Annotated in this window: 13 protein-coding genes and 1 pseudogene; 10 read left to right on the forward strand and 4 right to left on the reverse strand. The window is 55.8% G+C overall.

Annotated features, from left to right (window positions below):
• The first annotated feature begins 327 nt into the window (after window positions 1-327).
• Both M2S36_RS23775 and M2S36_RS23780 read left to right on the forward strand, forming a co-directional pair.
• Window positions 328-921 carry a GNAT family N-acetyltransferase gene (locus M2S36_RS23775; RefSeq protein WP_233694860.1) on the forward strand — a complete coding sequence of 198 codons (594 nt, stop codon included), beginning with the start codon at window positions 328-330 and terminating at the stop codon, window positions 919-921.
• Window positions 918-1,277 carry a cupin domain-containing protein gene (locus tag M2S36_RS23780; RefSeq protein WP_019472176.1) on the forward strand — a complete coding sequence of 120 codons (360 nt, stop codon included), beginning with the start codon at window positions 918-920 and terminating at the stop codon, window positions 1,275-1,277. The genes M2S36_RS23775 and M2S36_RS23780 overlap by 4 nt, the downstream gene beginning before the upstream one ends.
• A gap of 214 nt (window positions 1,278-1,491) precedes the next feature.
• Here the strand turns inward: M2S36_RS23780 and M2S36_RS23785 are convergent, their stop codons facing one another.
• A complete protein-coding gene (locus M2S36_RS23785) occupies window positions 1,492-2,352 on the reverse strand; it encodes an OST-HTH/LOTUS domain-containing protein (RefSeq protein WP_333957967.1) in 861 nt (286 codons plus the stop codon).
• Between the two features lie 296 nt (window positions 2,353-2,648).
• Between M2S36_RS23785 and M2S36_RS23790 the strand changes: the two genes are divergently transcribed.
• Both M2S36_RS23790 and M2S36_RS23795 read left to right on the forward strand, forming a co-directional pair.
• A complete protein-coding gene (locus M2S36_RS23790) occupies window positions 2,649-3,521 on the forward strand; it encodes a GNAT family N-acetyltransferase (RefSeq protein ID WP_333957968.1) in 873 nt (290 codons plus the stop codon).
• The gene (locus tag M2S36_RS23795; RefSeq protein ID WP_333957969.1) at window positions 3,521-4,414 is read left to right on the forward strand and encodes a polysaccharide deacetylase family protein; all 894 of its coding nucleotides are present in this window, start codon (window positions 3,521-3,523) and stop codon (window positions 4,412-4,414) included. The genes M2S36_RS23790 and M2S36_RS23795 overlap by 1 nt, the downstream gene beginning before the upstream one ends.
• Before the next feature lie 18 nt (window positions 4,415-4,432).
• Here the strand turns inward: M2S36_RS23795 and M2S36_RS23800 are convergent, their stop codons facing one another.
• Window positions 4,433-5,962, reverse strand: coding sequence for an FAD-dependent oxidoreductase (locus tag M2S36_RS23800; RefSeq protein ID WP_333957970.1), 1,530 nt, complete (start codon window positions 5,960-5,962; stop codon window positions 4,433-4,435).
• Between the two features lie 335 nt (window positions 5,963-6,297).
• Window positions 6,298-7,335, reverse strand: coding sequence for a sterol desaturase family protein (locus tag M2S36_RS23805; protein ID WP_233688177.1), 1,038 nt, complete (start codon window positions 7,333-7,335; stop codon window positions 6,298-6,300).
• 244 nt (window positions 7,336-7,579) lie between these two features.
• Here M2S36_RS23805 and M2S36_RS23810 point away from each other — a divergent pair, with 244 nt between their 5' ends.
• From M2S36_RS23810 to M2S36_RS23825, 4 genes are all read left to right on the forward strand, one after another.
• Complete coding sequence (locus M2S36_RS23810) at window positions 7,580-9,991, forward strand: TonB-dependent siderophore receptor (protein ID WP_333957971.1); 2,412 nt, start codon at window positions 7,580-7,582, stop codon at window positions 9,989-9,991.
• 310 nt (window positions 9,992-10,301) lie between these two features.
• Window positions 10,302-11,171 (forward strand): AraC family transcriptional regulator, encoded by an 870-nt coding sequence (locus tag M2S36_RS23815; protein ID WP_333957972.1) that lies wholly within the window; start codon window positions 10,302-10,304, stop codon window positions 11,169-11,171.
• Window positions 11,172-11,767: 596 nt separating this feature from the next.
• A complete protein-coding gene (locus M2S36_RS23820) occupies window positions 11,768-12,841 on the forward strand; it encodes a hypothetical protein (protein ID WP_333957973.1) in 1,074 nt (357 codons plus the stop codon).
• 124 nt (window positions 12,842-12,965) lie between these two features.
• Window positions 12,966-13,727, forward strand: a complete 762-nt coding sequence (locus M2S36_RS23825) for a hypothetical protein (protein ID WP_137138058.1) — start codon at window positions 12,966-12,968, stop codon at window positions 13,725-13,727.
• A gap of 53 nt (window positions 13,728-13,780) precedes the next feature.
• On the opposite strand, the pseudogene M2S36_RS23830 reads toward M2S36_RS23825, so the two are convergent.
• Window positions 13,781-14,010 (reverse strand): annotated as a pseudogene (locus tag M2S36_RS23830) (DUF4113 domain-containing protein); the annotation flags it as partial.
• A 144-nt stretch (window positions 14,011-14,154) separates the two neighbouring features.
• Here M2S36_RS23830 and M2S36_RS23835 point away from each other — a divergent pair.
• Together M2S36_RS23835 and M2S36_RS23840 are read left to right on the forward strand one after the other, a co-directional pair.
• Window positions 14,155-14,361 (forward strand): hypothetical protein, encoded by a 207-nt coding sequence (locus tag M2S36_RS23835; RefSeq protein ID WP_333957974.1) that lies wholly within the window; start codon window positions 14,155-14,157, stop codon window positions 14,359-14,361.
• A gap of 78 nt (window positions 14,362-14,439) precedes the next feature.
• The gene (locus M2S36_RS23840; RefSeq protein ID WP_333957975.1) at window positions 14,440-15,156 is read left to right on the forward strand and encodes a hypothetical protein; all 717 of its coding nucleotides are present in this window, start codon (window positions 14,440-14,442) and stop codon (window positions 15,154-15,156) included.
• Window positions 15,157-15,286 lie beyond the last annotated feature (130 nt).

Consider the following 15,286-nt stretch of genomic DNA (forward strand, 5'->3'; position numbering starts at 1 on the left):
GGCTAAAGCCGCTCCCACAGCGTCCCTGCTAATTCAATGAGTTATGTGCAGTTCTAAGAGAGCTGGCTAGCTCTGGTTCCAGCTATTACGCCATGGAAGTAGACGTCGCCCCGCCTCTTGCCTCACCACCTACGGCAACTGAACGATCGATTCCCCAGACATGAGCCCTGGACGGCCACGTGCCTTTGAGCATGGAGCAGCGTCGCACACCGTACTGACGGTGTTCGCCCAGAGCATGATGGGAACCGTTGAACCCACCTACCCTGCCACCCTGCCAAAGGCGTAATCCTTGAAAACCAACCACCCGATGCCATGGGAGCACTGTACATGCCTATCGACTTCAGACCCGCTCAAGCCTCGGACGCACACGATATTGCACGCTTCTTTCAACTGACATCGGAGGGCATGGCCGATTACATATGGAGCAAGCTTGCCGCACCTGGAGAAGCATTGCTGAGTGTCGGTGCGTCTCGCTATGCCAGGGAACAGGGCGACTTTTCCTACAAGAACTGCCTGATGGCCACTTTCGAAGGGCGCGTCATCGGCATGATGCATAGCTATGCCTTGCGCGAGACCCCTGACAGGCCTGTCGAGACAGACCCGGTCCTCGCGCCTTATTCCGACATGGAAATACCCGACACCTTGTACATATCCAGCCTGGCCCTGGATGAGGCCTGGCGCAGCCAGGGGCTGGGCGCCCAGTTTCTTCGCCACGCCCAGCAGCGCGCTGAGGACTCTGGCCTGGATGGGCTATGCCTGATCGATTATGCAGAAAACCACGGTGCACGCCGCTTCTACGAACGTCACGGTTTTCAGATTGTTAAAACCTGCCAGATCGTTCCACACCCGATGCTGGGCGTAACCGGTGAAGCCTATTTGATGTATCGCCCTACCCACAACGTGCTCGAGAAACAACCATGAACAAGAAACTGACCGTGTTCCGCGAACTGGATATCCAACCGGTGCGCGACCTTCCCTTTTTTGAAGAAGTCGTGGAAGGCACCCCTCATACGCTGACGTCCAAGTACTATCACGATGAACAGCAAGGGCGCATTTCCGGAGAATGGGAAGCCAGCACCGGAGCTTGGCGCATCGACTACAAAGTCTGGGAGTTCTGCCATGTCCTGAGTGGGTGCTGCGTCATCGAGCTTGAAGGTTGCGCCCCCATCACACTGGCCGCTGGCGACACGTTCATTATCGAACCGGGCGCCAAGGGCAAATGGACCGTGCTGGAAGACATGAAAAAGAACTTCGTGATCCTCTTGCCCGCTAACTAGGCAAGGGGTCGCGTTTCATCGAGCGCAGTGCAAGGACAGTTTGCATGCTTGCCGGCTGGCGGCCTATACACTGTTCAGTGTCTGCTTCGGGTCGATAGCGGTCAGTCATGACCATCTGCTTTCGACCCTCGGCTTACCCTTGGCGGAGGGCAGCTAACGGTCAGAAGCAGTCCCTCAACGCGCTGACAAAAAGAGTGACGATCCAGCAGCCCATTCAACTGACCTTGCTGCGATACCAAACGGTCGTCCGTTCACTATCAGCGTGGGATTTTCGTATTTCAAACTGCCGTGATTCGTGCAGGACCTGATTCCAGCTATTGCACCTGTAGCGCTTGGGCGTCTGCTCTGGATTGGCATCACTCATCCAGCGGATCGCTGCTTCCAGTCGAGTCCAGCCACCTTCGGCAAGCTTGGCTTCTGCTTCACGTAAACAGGAGCAGATCCCGCTGTCAGGCCAATCGACCGAGCCGTCCTCCCGTATTCCGTCGAGCGCATTTTCAAATGTCGGGCTCTGTATAAACAACGCCAATTTAGCTCGTGCCTCAACCATGGTCTTGGCCCAACACTGCAAATTCAAACAATGCCGATTGATGGTCTGGTAGCTTTCCTCCAGATAACCATCGGCAGCCTGGCAGCCTGACGCTGACCAGAGATCGAAATGCTCAATGAAGTGGTGAACTAGCTTGTTACGCAGGTCGACCAACGCCTTGATAGCCACCTTCGTTGCCTCATAGTGCTCGACTGGCATTTCCAACTGGTTTCGATAGCTGAACCCGATCTGGTCACCAGCATCGGCTTCCGTCTGTGACTCTTCATTTTGGGGCGACTGGATCAGAAAGCTGTCGGTCAGCATCCCGACCAACATGCCCATGGTTTTTTTCTCGGTACATGCGACCTTCTGCTCACGGAGGGTATGCAGCCGATCCACAGGGCCGCTCAACTCAGCATGCGCGACCATGTCTTTCAGCAGCTGTTCGTATTGTTGCAGACGCAACAGACACCGTCCGAGCTTGCGCTGCACCACAGCTTGAAGGCCAGGTACATCATTTGCGGGCATAGTAGTGACTTCATCCATGATCAACGACTCACGCAAAAATGGCAGGGCTGGAGTAATTCACTGCAATGCGCTGCCCTGCAAGGAGGGTCTGCAATGCGAAAGACTGACGCATTTCAAGCGTGAGTATAGGTTGAGGATCTTTTTACCCGCATCGGTCGGCAGCTAGCCCAGGCGCTCAGGACAATTCAATGGCAATGAGCCTGTTCTGCTGGTGGCGTAACGGCCTGGATCAATACTCGGGTTGAAGCTATACCCTAAGAGTTCAGCTTGGCGATGGACCATACGCCCGCTTAACAACTGGGGAGAACTTCGCGGTGTCGAATCAGCTGGTCATACGCAACATGACCCGTCCCGAACTGGACGAGCTCGTCGATTGGGCTGCCCGTGAGGGGTGGAATCCCGGCGTTCACGATGCCGAGCTGTTCTGGGTTACGGACCCTGCCGCCTTCATCGCAGCGTCCCGGGGCGACGAATTGATCGGTGGCGGTGCCATCACTTCCTACAACGGCGAATTCGGTTTCATGGGTTTTTTCATCGTCCGGCCTGAGTATCGTGGTCAAGGCCTGGGCAATACCCTCTGGCACGCACGCCGCGAGCGACTCCTCGCCCGCCTTCGCCCAGGCGCGAGCATTGGCATGGACGGCGTCTTCGCGATGCAGGACTACTACGCCAAGGGTGGGTTCGTCTTCTCCCATCGCAACCTGCGTTTTCGTGCCAAGGCCACCGAACGCCCGGCGACTTCGCAGGTAGATAATCTGGACATCGTCCCGTTGGCCACCTTCCCGTTCGATGAGGTGGTCGATTACGACCGCACCTGCTTCCCCGCCGCGCGCGCAGCCTTCCTGAGCGGGTGGATAACCCAGGCTGATGCACTCGCCGTGGGTTGCCGACGCGAGGGCAGGCTTAGCGGCTATGGCGTGGCAAGGCGCTGCCGGGAAGGCTACAAGATCGGCCCCTTGTTCGCCGATGACGCCCTTGCAGCCAATGCCCTCTACGCACGCCTGGCAGCATTTGCGCAAGGTCACCCGCTGTTTCTGGATGCCCCGGAGAACAACCCCGCCGCGATGGCGCTCGTGCGCCAACAGGGCATGATCGAGGTTTTCGGCTGCGCACGCATGTACCTCGGCCCGCCCCCGGCGATCGCACACGAACGTGTGTTCGCCGTCACGACCTTCGAGCTGGGCTGATGTCCGTTCGCGATCTCATCGGTTATGGCGGCTGCCTACCCCACCCGCGATGGCCCGGTGAGGCGCGCGTCGCGGTCCAGTTCGTACTCAACATCGAAGAAGGCGCGGAGTCTTGCATCCTCAATGGCGATGCACAGTCGGAGGCCTGGCTTCATGAACTACCGGGCCGCCCGCCGCGCGTGGGGGAACCGGACCTGAGCGTCGAGGGCATGTACGAATACGGATCGCGCGCAGGTGTGTGGCGCATTCTGGAGCTGTTCGGCGCCAGGGGCCTGCCGCTGACCGCCTTCGCCGTTGGCCGAGCACTGGAACTGACCCCGGCGATTGGCCATGCGCTCTACGCTGCCGGGCATGAGATTGCCGGGCATGGCTACCGTTGGCTGGACTATCGCAAGATGCCTGAGGACCAGGAGCGACACCATATCCGCCTTACCATCGACGTGATCGAGCAGACCTGCGGTAAACGCCCCGTAGGTTGGTATACAGGAAGGGTCAGCCAGAACACCCGCCGCCTGCTGCGTGAGGAAGGTGGGTTTCTCTATAGCTCGGACGCCTACAACGATGATCTGCCCTACTGGCTCCCCGGCTCGCCCGCCCACCTTGTGATCCCGTACACACTGGTCAACAATGACGCCCGCTATCTGTTGCCGAATGGTTTCGCCTGCGGTGAAGACTTCTTCCGGCTGCTCAAGGATGCTTTCGACCTGCTGTGGCAGGAGGGTGCGCACCACCCGAAGATGATGAGCGTGGGCCTGCATGGGCGGATCAGTGGCCATGCTGGTCGTGCGATGGCGCTGGCGCGCTTTCTCGATTACGTGCAAGGCCATGACGGGGTGTGGGTCTGCCGGCGCGAAGAGATTGCCAGGCACTGGATAGCCCAGTTCCCCGCCTGAGTGATGGCAACCGATTCCTCAAGCGGGCAGCATAACGCCGCGCTCCTCGAAATATCGGTTCAACGTGGATGCTTCCCCCTCGGGATCAGCCAGCGCGACATAGGTATCCGGCCGCAACAGATAAGTTGCATTTCTGGCAATGCCGGCTTTCTCGTACGCATGCTCCCAAGCGAAAACATGCAGTGCAATGCCGTGCTTTGTGCACCATTGGGCCAGGTCTGCCTTGGCCTCACCGTAAACCTGCACCTGCCACTGAATGGCTGTCAGTGAATCGTAGTTGTCTGCAATGGCCCGTGGCAGCCAAGGCAGACGATCGCCGCCCTGAACCTCACCTGCCTTACCTTGACTCAGCGGACTGTCGCGGTAATCAAGGGACGTTTGCGAAACCACCCGGAACAGGAACTCACGCACGCTCCCGCTCTTGTACGCAACGCTGGCGAAGATCGGCGCGATGCGCGTGCGCACAAAGTCCGCGAACCCGCCCTGAGCGGTAACGAACGTGAACAGTTTGTCGGTTGTTTCCACCAGCTTGCGGGCAAATGCCTGGCGTTCGGTCTGGTAGCTGTCGAGTAACGTATCGGGCGCCTTGCCTTTGACCACCGCTGCCAACTTCCAGGCCAGGTTGTTCGCGTCCAGAATGCCGGTGTTCATGCCCTGCCCGCCTGCCGGGCTGTGGACATGCGCAGCATCGCCGAGCAAAAAAGCTCTGCCACGGCGGAAGTGATCCGTGACACGATGATGAACCCGGTAGGTGGAAAACCAGTTCACCTCGGTAATCTTGAGGTTCAAGCCGTTGATGGCATCGTGGGCAACGTCCGTGAACGTCAGGTGCTCAGGATGCTCGGCACGCTCGTCTCGCACGGTGCCGATCAGGCGGTATTGGTCCTTTTCGCCATAGCACAGCAGCAGCACAAAGTCGGACTTGTCAAAAGCGATGTGTGCCTCACCCGCAGGCTCGATGCCCGTTACCCTGACATCCGCGACATAGAACAGGTGTTTATAGGTGCCGCCCTCGAAACCGCTGCCGATCTGATGCCGAACGAGCGACCGAGCGCCATCACATCCTGCCAGGTAAGCCGCAGTCAAGGCCTCTTCCCGCCCATCCGCCTGTTTCAGGAGGGCAGTGATGTGGCTTTCACCCTCTTCGAACGACAGCAGTTCAGTCTGCCATTCCACGTCCACGCCGAGTGAATGGAGCTGCTGCACCAGTAATCGCTCATGGCGGTCCTGGGGATAGATCAACACGAAGGGATATGCCGATATCTCTGCACCTGCATCCTTCAAGGGGATGCGCGCTCTGTGGCTGCCTCGGGCCCACATGTTCATGGCAGGTGTTTTGTAGCCGGCATCTATCACTGCCTCGGCCATATCGAGCTGGCGATAGAGCTCCAGCGTGCGGGCTTGAACAGCCATGGCGCGAGAGGCTTCGCCTGGACCATGGTTCTTGTCGACGATCCTTACGGCGACGCCTTGCCTGTTGAGCCAAAGCGCCAGAGCCAGCCCGGTAGGACCAGCTCCAACAATGAGAACGTCGGTTTGCGCCGCCATGATCTCACCTCAAAAACAAATGACTACAGAGCCATAAATGTTCTTGAGCGCATGCAAAGTCAACCAGTCATAGGTCGTTCGCAATCAGTGCCTGGGCTGGCCTCATCGCGGGCACGCCCGCTCCCACAGAACCGCACATAACTTATTGAATCAGCAGGCCCCCTGTGGGAGCGGCTTTAGCCGCGAACACCGGCGCAGCCGGTGCCATGCACCGCGCTGGATTCTTCGCGGCTTAAGCCGCTCCCACTGGCTACGCGGAGCGCTTGCGAAATAAGTTCTTTTGGAGAGCCGCTACGGGACTTCCTTGGCGAAGAATTTGCCAACAGCGGAATCAGCTAACCGCCCGCCCTGCCGGACGCGCCGAGCGCAGCCTTGCGCTGGCGTTTCGCCAGGACCTTACGCCCTGTGTCGACAAAGGGCGTGACGATCAGGCTGTAGACCGTCAGGTAACGCTGGTGGTCTCGCTCGCCGGTGCCGAAGCGGATGCTTTCAGGCGTTGACGTGGTGACATAGAGCGTGCCGAACATCCAGTCCCAGAGGGACAGGTTGGTACCGAAGTTCCGGTTGAAATGGCGCGGGGCGTCACTGTGATGGATCTGGTGCTGGGCCGGGCTGTTCAACACATGTTCCAGCTGCGGGCCGAACGACAACCAGACATGGCTATGCCGCAGGTTGGCCGCCAGGCTGTTGAAGATGAACACCAGGTAGGTCACGCCGAACAGGGTGTAGCGGCTGACTTCACCGCCGCAAACGTACCAGAAACAGCCGGCGTAAAGGCCGATGCCAATGCCGGTGCTCAGCTTCTCGACGATCTTTTCCACGAAATGCACCCGGCTCGCCGTCGCCGGCACCAGCACGGGCGCCGAATGGTGGACCTTGTGAAAGGCCCAGAGCCAGCGGGAGTGAAAGGCCCGGTGCGCCCAGTAATGGATGAAGTCCTTGATCAGGAACACCCCTAACCCGTAGAGCAGGGACAGTGCCAGGTTCTCGCCCAGACGCGGGCGTGCGCCCCAGAGCTTGCTGAAAAAGGCCAGGTAATCGCCGGAGCGCAGGATGTAGGGGTCAACCAGATGGACGATGGGCAGCACCAGCGCGACCTTGAGAATGGCGCGCACGAAGTAGTAGCGGTAATCCAGCAGCGCCGAGGCATGCAGGTGTACCCGGGCGCCGCCGATGAATTGCCAGAACGAATGGGCGTCGCTCAGGCCGCGTTGCTTCCTGAAGCGGAACAGGCCATAGGCGACGCCATAGGAAATGCAAAGGAACAAGACCCCGAAACGGCCGTTCAGATTGAAAATGCCGAGGAACTGGTCGGTAACAGGCGTGATCACCCACTCGGTCAGGTGCTCATAGACAAGCGACAGGGCATCCACGAAACGACAGCCTCGGCAAAAGGGACGCAATTGTAAATCAGATTTATTTACTCAAGTGATTTTATCCATGCCCTGTCGCTTCAAGCACGTGGCAATGGCTTGCCCCTGCCCGCAATAACTCAAGCCACCGATTGACATCTGCAGGAGGAAAGATAACTATCCGGCCGCATTTATGAGAAGAATTATTATTATCAATACGCTTCTCACAATGATGCCCGCATAGTCCATCGAAAGGAGCCAATGGATGTCCGCCTGTTTTTCTCCCCCCGCCTTCAGCATTCGCCAAGCCGCGCTGGTGGCGAGCCTTTCGGGCTCACTGCTGGCCAGTGCCAATGCCTGGGCCGTGCCTGTCAGCTACAGCATCCCGGCGGGGCCGCTAGGGGCTGCCATCAACCAGTTCGCCACGGCGAGCGGGGTGATTGTCAGCTTCGGCAACGAAGAAATCGCTGGCCTGCGCAGTGAGGGACTGAAGGGCAGTTACGAGCTGGAGCAAGGCCTTGCGCAACTGCTGCAAGGCAGTGGCCTGCAGGTGCAGCAAGCGGGAGCCAAGCACTACATGCTGGCCCGCCCCAGCCAGGACGGCACGATGGAGCTCGCTGCAACGACGGTCTCCAGCGTGGGGCTGGGTGCCACCACCGAAGGCACCGGCAGCTACACCACAGGTTCGGCCAACACGGCAACCGGGCTGCGCCTCTCGGCACGCGAGACACCACAGTCGATCAGCGTGGTGACCCGCCAGCAGATCGAAGACCAGAACCTGAACGATGTTACCCAGGTACTGGAACAGACCCCAGGCGTGGTCGTCGACAGCATGGGGCCGGCCGGCAGCGACGCCAACCATATCTACGTACGTGGCTTCGAGGTCGGCACCATCCAGGTCGACGGCCTCAACCGGCCCGACAGCTTTGGCTTTCGCGATGACCTTGCCGACATGGTGTCGTATGACCGGGTCGAGGTGGTACGCGGGGCCACGGGGCTGATGTCCGGCACCGGTGACCCCGGTGCGACCGTCAACCTGATTCGCAAGAAGCCGACGTTTGAAACGCAACGCAAGCTGACCCTGAAGGCAGGCTCGTGGGACACCTACCGCACCGAGCTGGACGTGTCCGGCAAGTTGTCGGAAAGCGGCAATGTACGTGGGCGACTGGTCGCCTCGAACACCGACAGCCAGAGCTACGTCGACCGCCAGTCCCTGGAACGGCAAGTGGCATACGGGGTGCTGGAATGGGACATCACCGACAGCACGATGCTGACCGTGGGGGCGGAGTATCAGGAAATGGACAACGACGGCGCCGGCAACCATGGCTTCCCGATGTTCAACTCCGATGGCAGTCACTTCAGCCCTTCCCGCTCGTTCAATTCGGCGTCGGACTGGAGCTACCACAAGCGTCGCACCAAGACGCTGTTCACCACGCTGGATCACGACCTGGCCAACGGCTGGCACCTGAAATTCAACGCTGAACACAGTCGCCGAAGCTATGACGACGTATTTGCCACCGCCGCCAGCGGCACCGTCAAACCTGATGGCAGCGGCATCCAGACCTGGACTGGCCGATGGGCAGGCGAACCTCGGCAGACCTCCTTCGACCTGTCGGCTACGGGCCCGTTCGAACTGTTGTCGCGCGAGCACCAGGCGTACGTCGGGCTAAGCCACTACCGGGCCTACTACCGCAACGACGGCTACGATCTGTGGACGTATCAGGATATCGACAACATCCATGACTGGGATGGCTCGTTGCCAATACCTGACGCTATCTACAACAAGACGACAAAGGATGCGCTGGATGAAACCCAGGACGGCCTGGTGGCTTCGGTGCGCTGGAGCCTGAACGATGACCTGTCGCTGATTACCGGCGCACGGGTGATCGACTGGCAACGTGACGAAACCCACGAGCAGCTGGCGAGCGGTAAAACCGAACGCACCTCGCAAAAAGAAACAGGGGTCGTCACCCCTTACGTCGGGCTGGTTTACGACATCGACGACAACTGGTCGGCCTATGCCAGCTACACCACCATCTTCAACCCGCAAGACAAACAGACAGCAACGGGCAGCTACCTCGACCCGTTGGAGGGCGTTAACTATGAGCTGGGCCTGAAGAGCGAGTTCTGGGACAAGCGCCTGACTGCTGCGCTCAGCGTGTTCGAAGTGCACCAGGACAACCTGCCCGTGCAGGACGGCGACAACAAGGCGCCGGACGGCAACCAGGCCTACCGTGCCGAGTCCAACACCAAGACCCGCGGTTTCGAGATGGAAGTGGCGGGCGAGGTCCTGCCTGACTGGCAAGTGTCGGCCAGCTACACCTATGCCGTAAGCAAGAACGCGGATGGTGACCGCCTGCTCACCGAAGTGCCGCGCGACACCCTCAAACTGTTCACCAGCTACCGCCTGCAGTCACTGCCGCAGCTGAAAGTGGGCGGTGGTGTGCGCTGGCAGGGCGCGGAGTACAAAAAATACGCAGGCCCCCACCGCGAGACCTTCACCCAGGACGCCTACAGCATGGTCAACCTCATGGCGCAATATGCCTTCACGCCACAAACCAGCGTCTCACTGAACCTCGACAACGTGTTTGACAAGACCTACTACACGGCAATTGGCTCGCGTGGCTGGTATGGCAGCCCGCGTAGCGCCACGGCCACGTTGGTGTACGCGTTCTGACCCAGGCGGCCTTCAGCGATTCTGACGAAAGCATTGCGGTGGCCAGCGCGCATCATTGATCGGGGTGAACCACCCGCTGCGCCCAGTCGACTGATCATGCGGGGGCAGTTACGCTGGCGCTTTCCACCTGCACGGAAGCGCCAGTGATCGTACTGTACTCACCCTCCTGCCCTCCCCTGCGAACACCGGTAACGCCGGTGCCATCCACAGCATGGTCAAGACAATCCCCGATAGAGCAATCACGGCTAGGCACCTCCACGCCTGAACAACGGATGCTAGCGCTCACCGCACCTTCCGGAGATTCCGTTCGTTGACTGACTCACAGCACAACCCAACCTACGCAAAACGGTTCGAAGCCGTGCTTGCCTACATCGACAGCCACCTCGAAGGCGACCTGTCGGTAAATGCCCTGAGCCGCATCGCCAATTTCTCGGCCTTTCACTTTCATCGGCAGTTCTCGGCATACATCGGCGTTCCGGTTTCACGGTATGTGCAACTGATGAGGCTTCGACGCGCGGCGCATCAACTGGTCGCCTCGCCAGCCATCTCCGTGCTGGAAGCAGCTTTCGGTGCCGGCTTCGATAGCCCCGAAGCCTTTTCCAGGGCCTTCAAGCGTGCTTTTGGCATGGCGCCGAGCGTATTCGCCAAGGCCCCGAACTGGCAGGCCTGGAGTGCGGTTTTCGTTGTTCCCCACCATTCCAGGAGCATCACCATGCAGATCCGTATCGTGGATTTCGCCGAAACTCATGTGGCCGCGCTCGAACACCAAGGGGCGCCCGGCCTGGTCAGTGAAAGTGTCGCGCGTTTTCGCCAATGGCGCATTCAGAGTGGCCAGTCACCGGTGGCCAGCAGCCGAACCTTCGGCATTCCCTACGACAACCCCGACACCACCCCGGCGCACGCCTTTCGCTTCGCCGTGTGTGGCGAGATAGACGAAGCCGTGCAGCCCAATGATTTCGGCGTACACGAACGCGTCATCCCGGCGGGCCGCTGCGCCGTGATCCGGCATACCGGCTCGCCTGACTACATTGGCGAAACCATCTATCCGCTTTATCGGGACTGGTTGCCTTCGAGCAACGAGGAACTGCGGGATCATCCGTTGTTCTTTCACTACTTGAGCGTGTATCCGGAAACGCCGCTGGAGCAATGGCAAACGGACATCTACGTGCCGCTCAAGTAGGTTGGCTGGTGGCTAATCTGGGTAGAAGGCTGCAGGGCTGCGCATAGATCGAGTCCAGACGGATAGCCAGCTCTCTTGGTAAACTAACCGCCTGCCCTGGCAATCACCGATCTCCTGCCGCCGACTTTTGCTACGTCGAGCTTCTCGGTTTGCTGCAAACACCCTCGAAACTGCTGAATTTGGTACAAGACACGTTGAACGATATGACCACAAACACAGGCTCTAACCCAGCAACCACGCGCTCTGAGCCTTCCCGTCGCTTCAGCGTTGCGCCCATGATGGATTGGGAGTGTTTTACTCAAACCCCTTGAATTTACTGGCCTATACAACAAAACTCACAGACATGTACCAACTTTGTACCACCCCTACGTCATCAGATGCTTTCCCGCCTTCCTAAGATCACCTCCTTTACGCTAATGTGGGCCGAAACTTAAACCAGGATGGTTCAATCCTCCATCGGCAATTTCTAGCTGATCACATGAGGAACAAAACCTCCGCCGATGAAGCAAGGCAGATTTATGCTGCATAATCACTACCCCACCACTCTTTTCTTCAAACTCCCCGTCACGTGCGAAGTCACAGGCTCAACTGGCCACGTGCAGTTCAAAGATGTTAAGGTACAGCCTCTTAGCTTAGAGGACTGGCAAAGCTATACAGAGTCAAATGAGCTTTCTATTCGCATCTTTGGAAGAATCGCCAGCAAGCCATCGTGGGACGATAAATTCCCTCCAGTAGGAAACTATTTTACGGCAACTCAAATAATTTCCCCTGCATTGAGCAACACATGCTTTGCTCTTGTAAAAGGTGGCTGGGTACCGCTAATTCACACTTTTTCTGACACCCACATCATCGCTGACAGAAACATTATTTCAGAAATAAACGCAAGATTCGATGATGGAAATTCTTATCCAACCGGCAGGCCGGATGATGACTTCATAGACTACTTAAGTGATCAAAACTGTTCCTGCACCATACACACTATTTCATATGCCTTGGAGAGCAATGAAAGGCGCTTACCGTTCCCTGAAAAAATCAAAGAACAGCATCTTGCCGCTTACCGAACGATCTCTAAAGCATTACCGCACATTAAAATTTGGCCAAAGGAACGTGCAGATCTTGGCTATATATATAATCTAGCAGATTCTTACCGATCCTATTTCAATGACGGAGTAAGACTTCTCACCAAACTTGCCCCATTGATTATTAACACACCAGCACGTGGAAAACGAGTAGCACGCTGGCGAGAAATGGCTGAAATAGCCCACAAGGAAGGAATAGCTCTATCACATTTAGCCTTTCTAGCAATTTTGAGCGCATCAGCCGGAACGCAACAATTCAATCCCGCCCAAAAACTAATCAAACCAAAGCTTAACTACACAGAACAAGATGCGTACAACGCCATGTACGATCTTTTTTTAATAGTATTGACTAACACCATGCAAACTCAGGCCCCCGAATACAAGACCGCCCTCGTAACACGAGATAAAAACTTGGCATTATTTTGGATGGGACTAACCTTTGCAGACGACTCTCTTCCCGACCAGCGGATGATAGGGCTTAACAGACAGTTACTCTCCGTAACGCAAGAGGAGCTCGATGAACTCACCAATATCCTTGGTGTCAGTCGAATAAATAAATCGTGGACTCCGCCCCCTCAACCTAAGTTCTAAATTTATTAGCGCGACAGAAGAACCCCTAACTCTAACTCTCCGCACATTCCAAAATACGTATAGGAACACGGAGTTTCACAGGTCGCCCCAGAGCATTCAAGCTCAATAATCTCGAGCGTAGCACATGATAAACGATCTACTCGCAACACCAACAGAGCAGTCAAATAGAACCTATATCTACCCGACATCTCTTTACTTCATTTCAGTATCAGTTCTATACCTCTGGGGATACTGGTCCCCATTCGACATAAATATTCTTGAGTATTTAAGCCTTACTGACATTGTAAAGACTACTGCTTACCCAATAGCTTCAGCCTTCATATCCTTGGCCGCAGGCATAATACTAACCGGCTTGACAGGAACCACCCCTGAACCCGGAAGCAGAAGCCAAACCCCAATCGGTAGATTTTTTAATAAAAACTTAAAGCGAGTTACTTTTCTTTATTTAATCGTGACTCTCTCTCTCCTCAAGATTCTACCCACCCAATACAGTACCCTCATTGTGCCAGCATTATTAGGCATACCTCTAGCCATATACGCAGACAACCTCAAGCTCTTAGCAAGAATTATTCCTGCATATCGCCTGCGCGGCGTCTGCACTTACATGCTTGCAGTGCTACCCTTCTTTGCTTTCGGCCAAGGCTACTGGAAGGCTCAGCAAATTATAAATGGAGAGAAATTTGACTATGTAACATCCACGGTGAGCGGCCTTCAAACACTTGGAATTAACGAGCCAACTAGAAGCCCGCGCTTCGTAGGACACGCCGGAGATCATATTTTTTTGTGGGACCCTCAACATTCCCTCATGGCAATATCGAAAACCGAAGAAGGCAAGCCCCTTATATTGCGCCGCTTTCAGGCGAATAAACAACTATCAACCGACTAACCAAAACACCCGCTAACTTTTATAAATAGCGCAGAACTATTTATCTGGCAATGTCAGCATTTGACGGTCCGCAGCTGATCTACCTTCGTAGTGTATGACTGGCTCATCATTTCCCGGCGCATCCCCAATCGGGGGTGCGGGGGACGCTCCCGGCCCGTACCGTTCCGCTGCCATATCGGTCGTTGATCTCATCGAGGGCCGACATCAGCCTGTAGCTGGCTACTGGCTGCGTCACCGCGAACAGGTCATCAGTGAACTCGCCAGGCTGCCACAAATCAAGCACCCAGTAAAACGATTTGAAACCATACGCCGTTCTCGATAGGCCGTTAGTCCCGCATTTCCGGCTACTCTGTGGCACTCGGATCACCCTTACCTATCAAGACGCCCTGAGATTTGGCCTGAGCTTTCTCGAAGCTAGAGCAGGGTAATGGATGAACAAGCGTCAACTACAGCTATCACCCTTGAACTGCTGCTCTTGGACCCAGTCACCATTACAGCAGCGCCGAAGGAACTTTCACTTTGCGTGAGCCAGCGCGGCTCAATTCGTATCCATGAAAACGTCATCACCGCCCTAGTGACCCTCGATACCCAAGCAGGGGCAATCTCAGATGGGCTAGAACGCCCGCGGGGATGATTAATGGTGGATTGGGTACTTAGGTTCAAGTAGCCTACATACGTTACGCTATCAAAACTTGACATCGGACCAACAGCTATGAAAAGCCTCAATTATACTGAATTGAGAACCGAAAAAACTCTCTTACAAGACGGCTCGGTTGAAGTAAGATTTACTCACAATGACAACCCATGCCCACTATACGAGCTCAAAGATAAACGTGCAAAAATATGCAACATAAACCAACTGACAATTAAAGACTTCAAAATACTGATACACACAGCTGAGCTTGGTGAAAAATTATTAAACTCACCTTCTTTTTCCAAGATAGCAATATTTAGCCCCGAAAATGAAAATCAGATAATCATATCTTGCCTCCTAAATTCGATAGTAGTTACTTATTCTAAAATCACGACATCTTCAAGCCTTCGCGGAAAAGAAAACCTTTTTCTACAACATATTAAAAAGCATTTAACCGCTGAAGAGTTGTCCTTACATCGAAAACTTAAGCACATGAGAGATAAGTGGCTAGCGCATCTAGACGAGAATCCGTACGAGACGGCGAAAACGATCTTAGTATTTGATCCACTCGACGAGTCACTGCCAATCCTAGGGCATCACGTTTCGTATAAAACCATTAGCATCGAGGCAAATTTCTTCTCAGCCTTCCGAAGCCTAGCAATTAAAATTTTGGACATTCTAAAACAGAAACAGAATACAGACAAAGCCGCTTTCACCCTTGATGAAATAAAAAGAATCTCCCCAACACTTCGACCATTGGCAACTAATTCTTTAACGTACCACAAGGATGAATAAATCGGCACTTGAGACAGAGGAGAATGCAGTTCTTCACATTCATTAAGAGCCTTTCTCCATTGCCCAGCCGAGGGCGACAATGCGTCCAGCTATAATCTTATAAATTGAAGCCAATCATTAAGGCCAAGCA

Origin of the sequence: Pseudomonas sp. SF2, assembly GCF_036858055.1 — a bacterium.
Taxonomy (GTDB): domain Bacteria; phylum Pseudomonadota; class Gammaproteobacteria; order Pseudomonadales; family Pseudomonadaceae; genus Aquipseudomonas.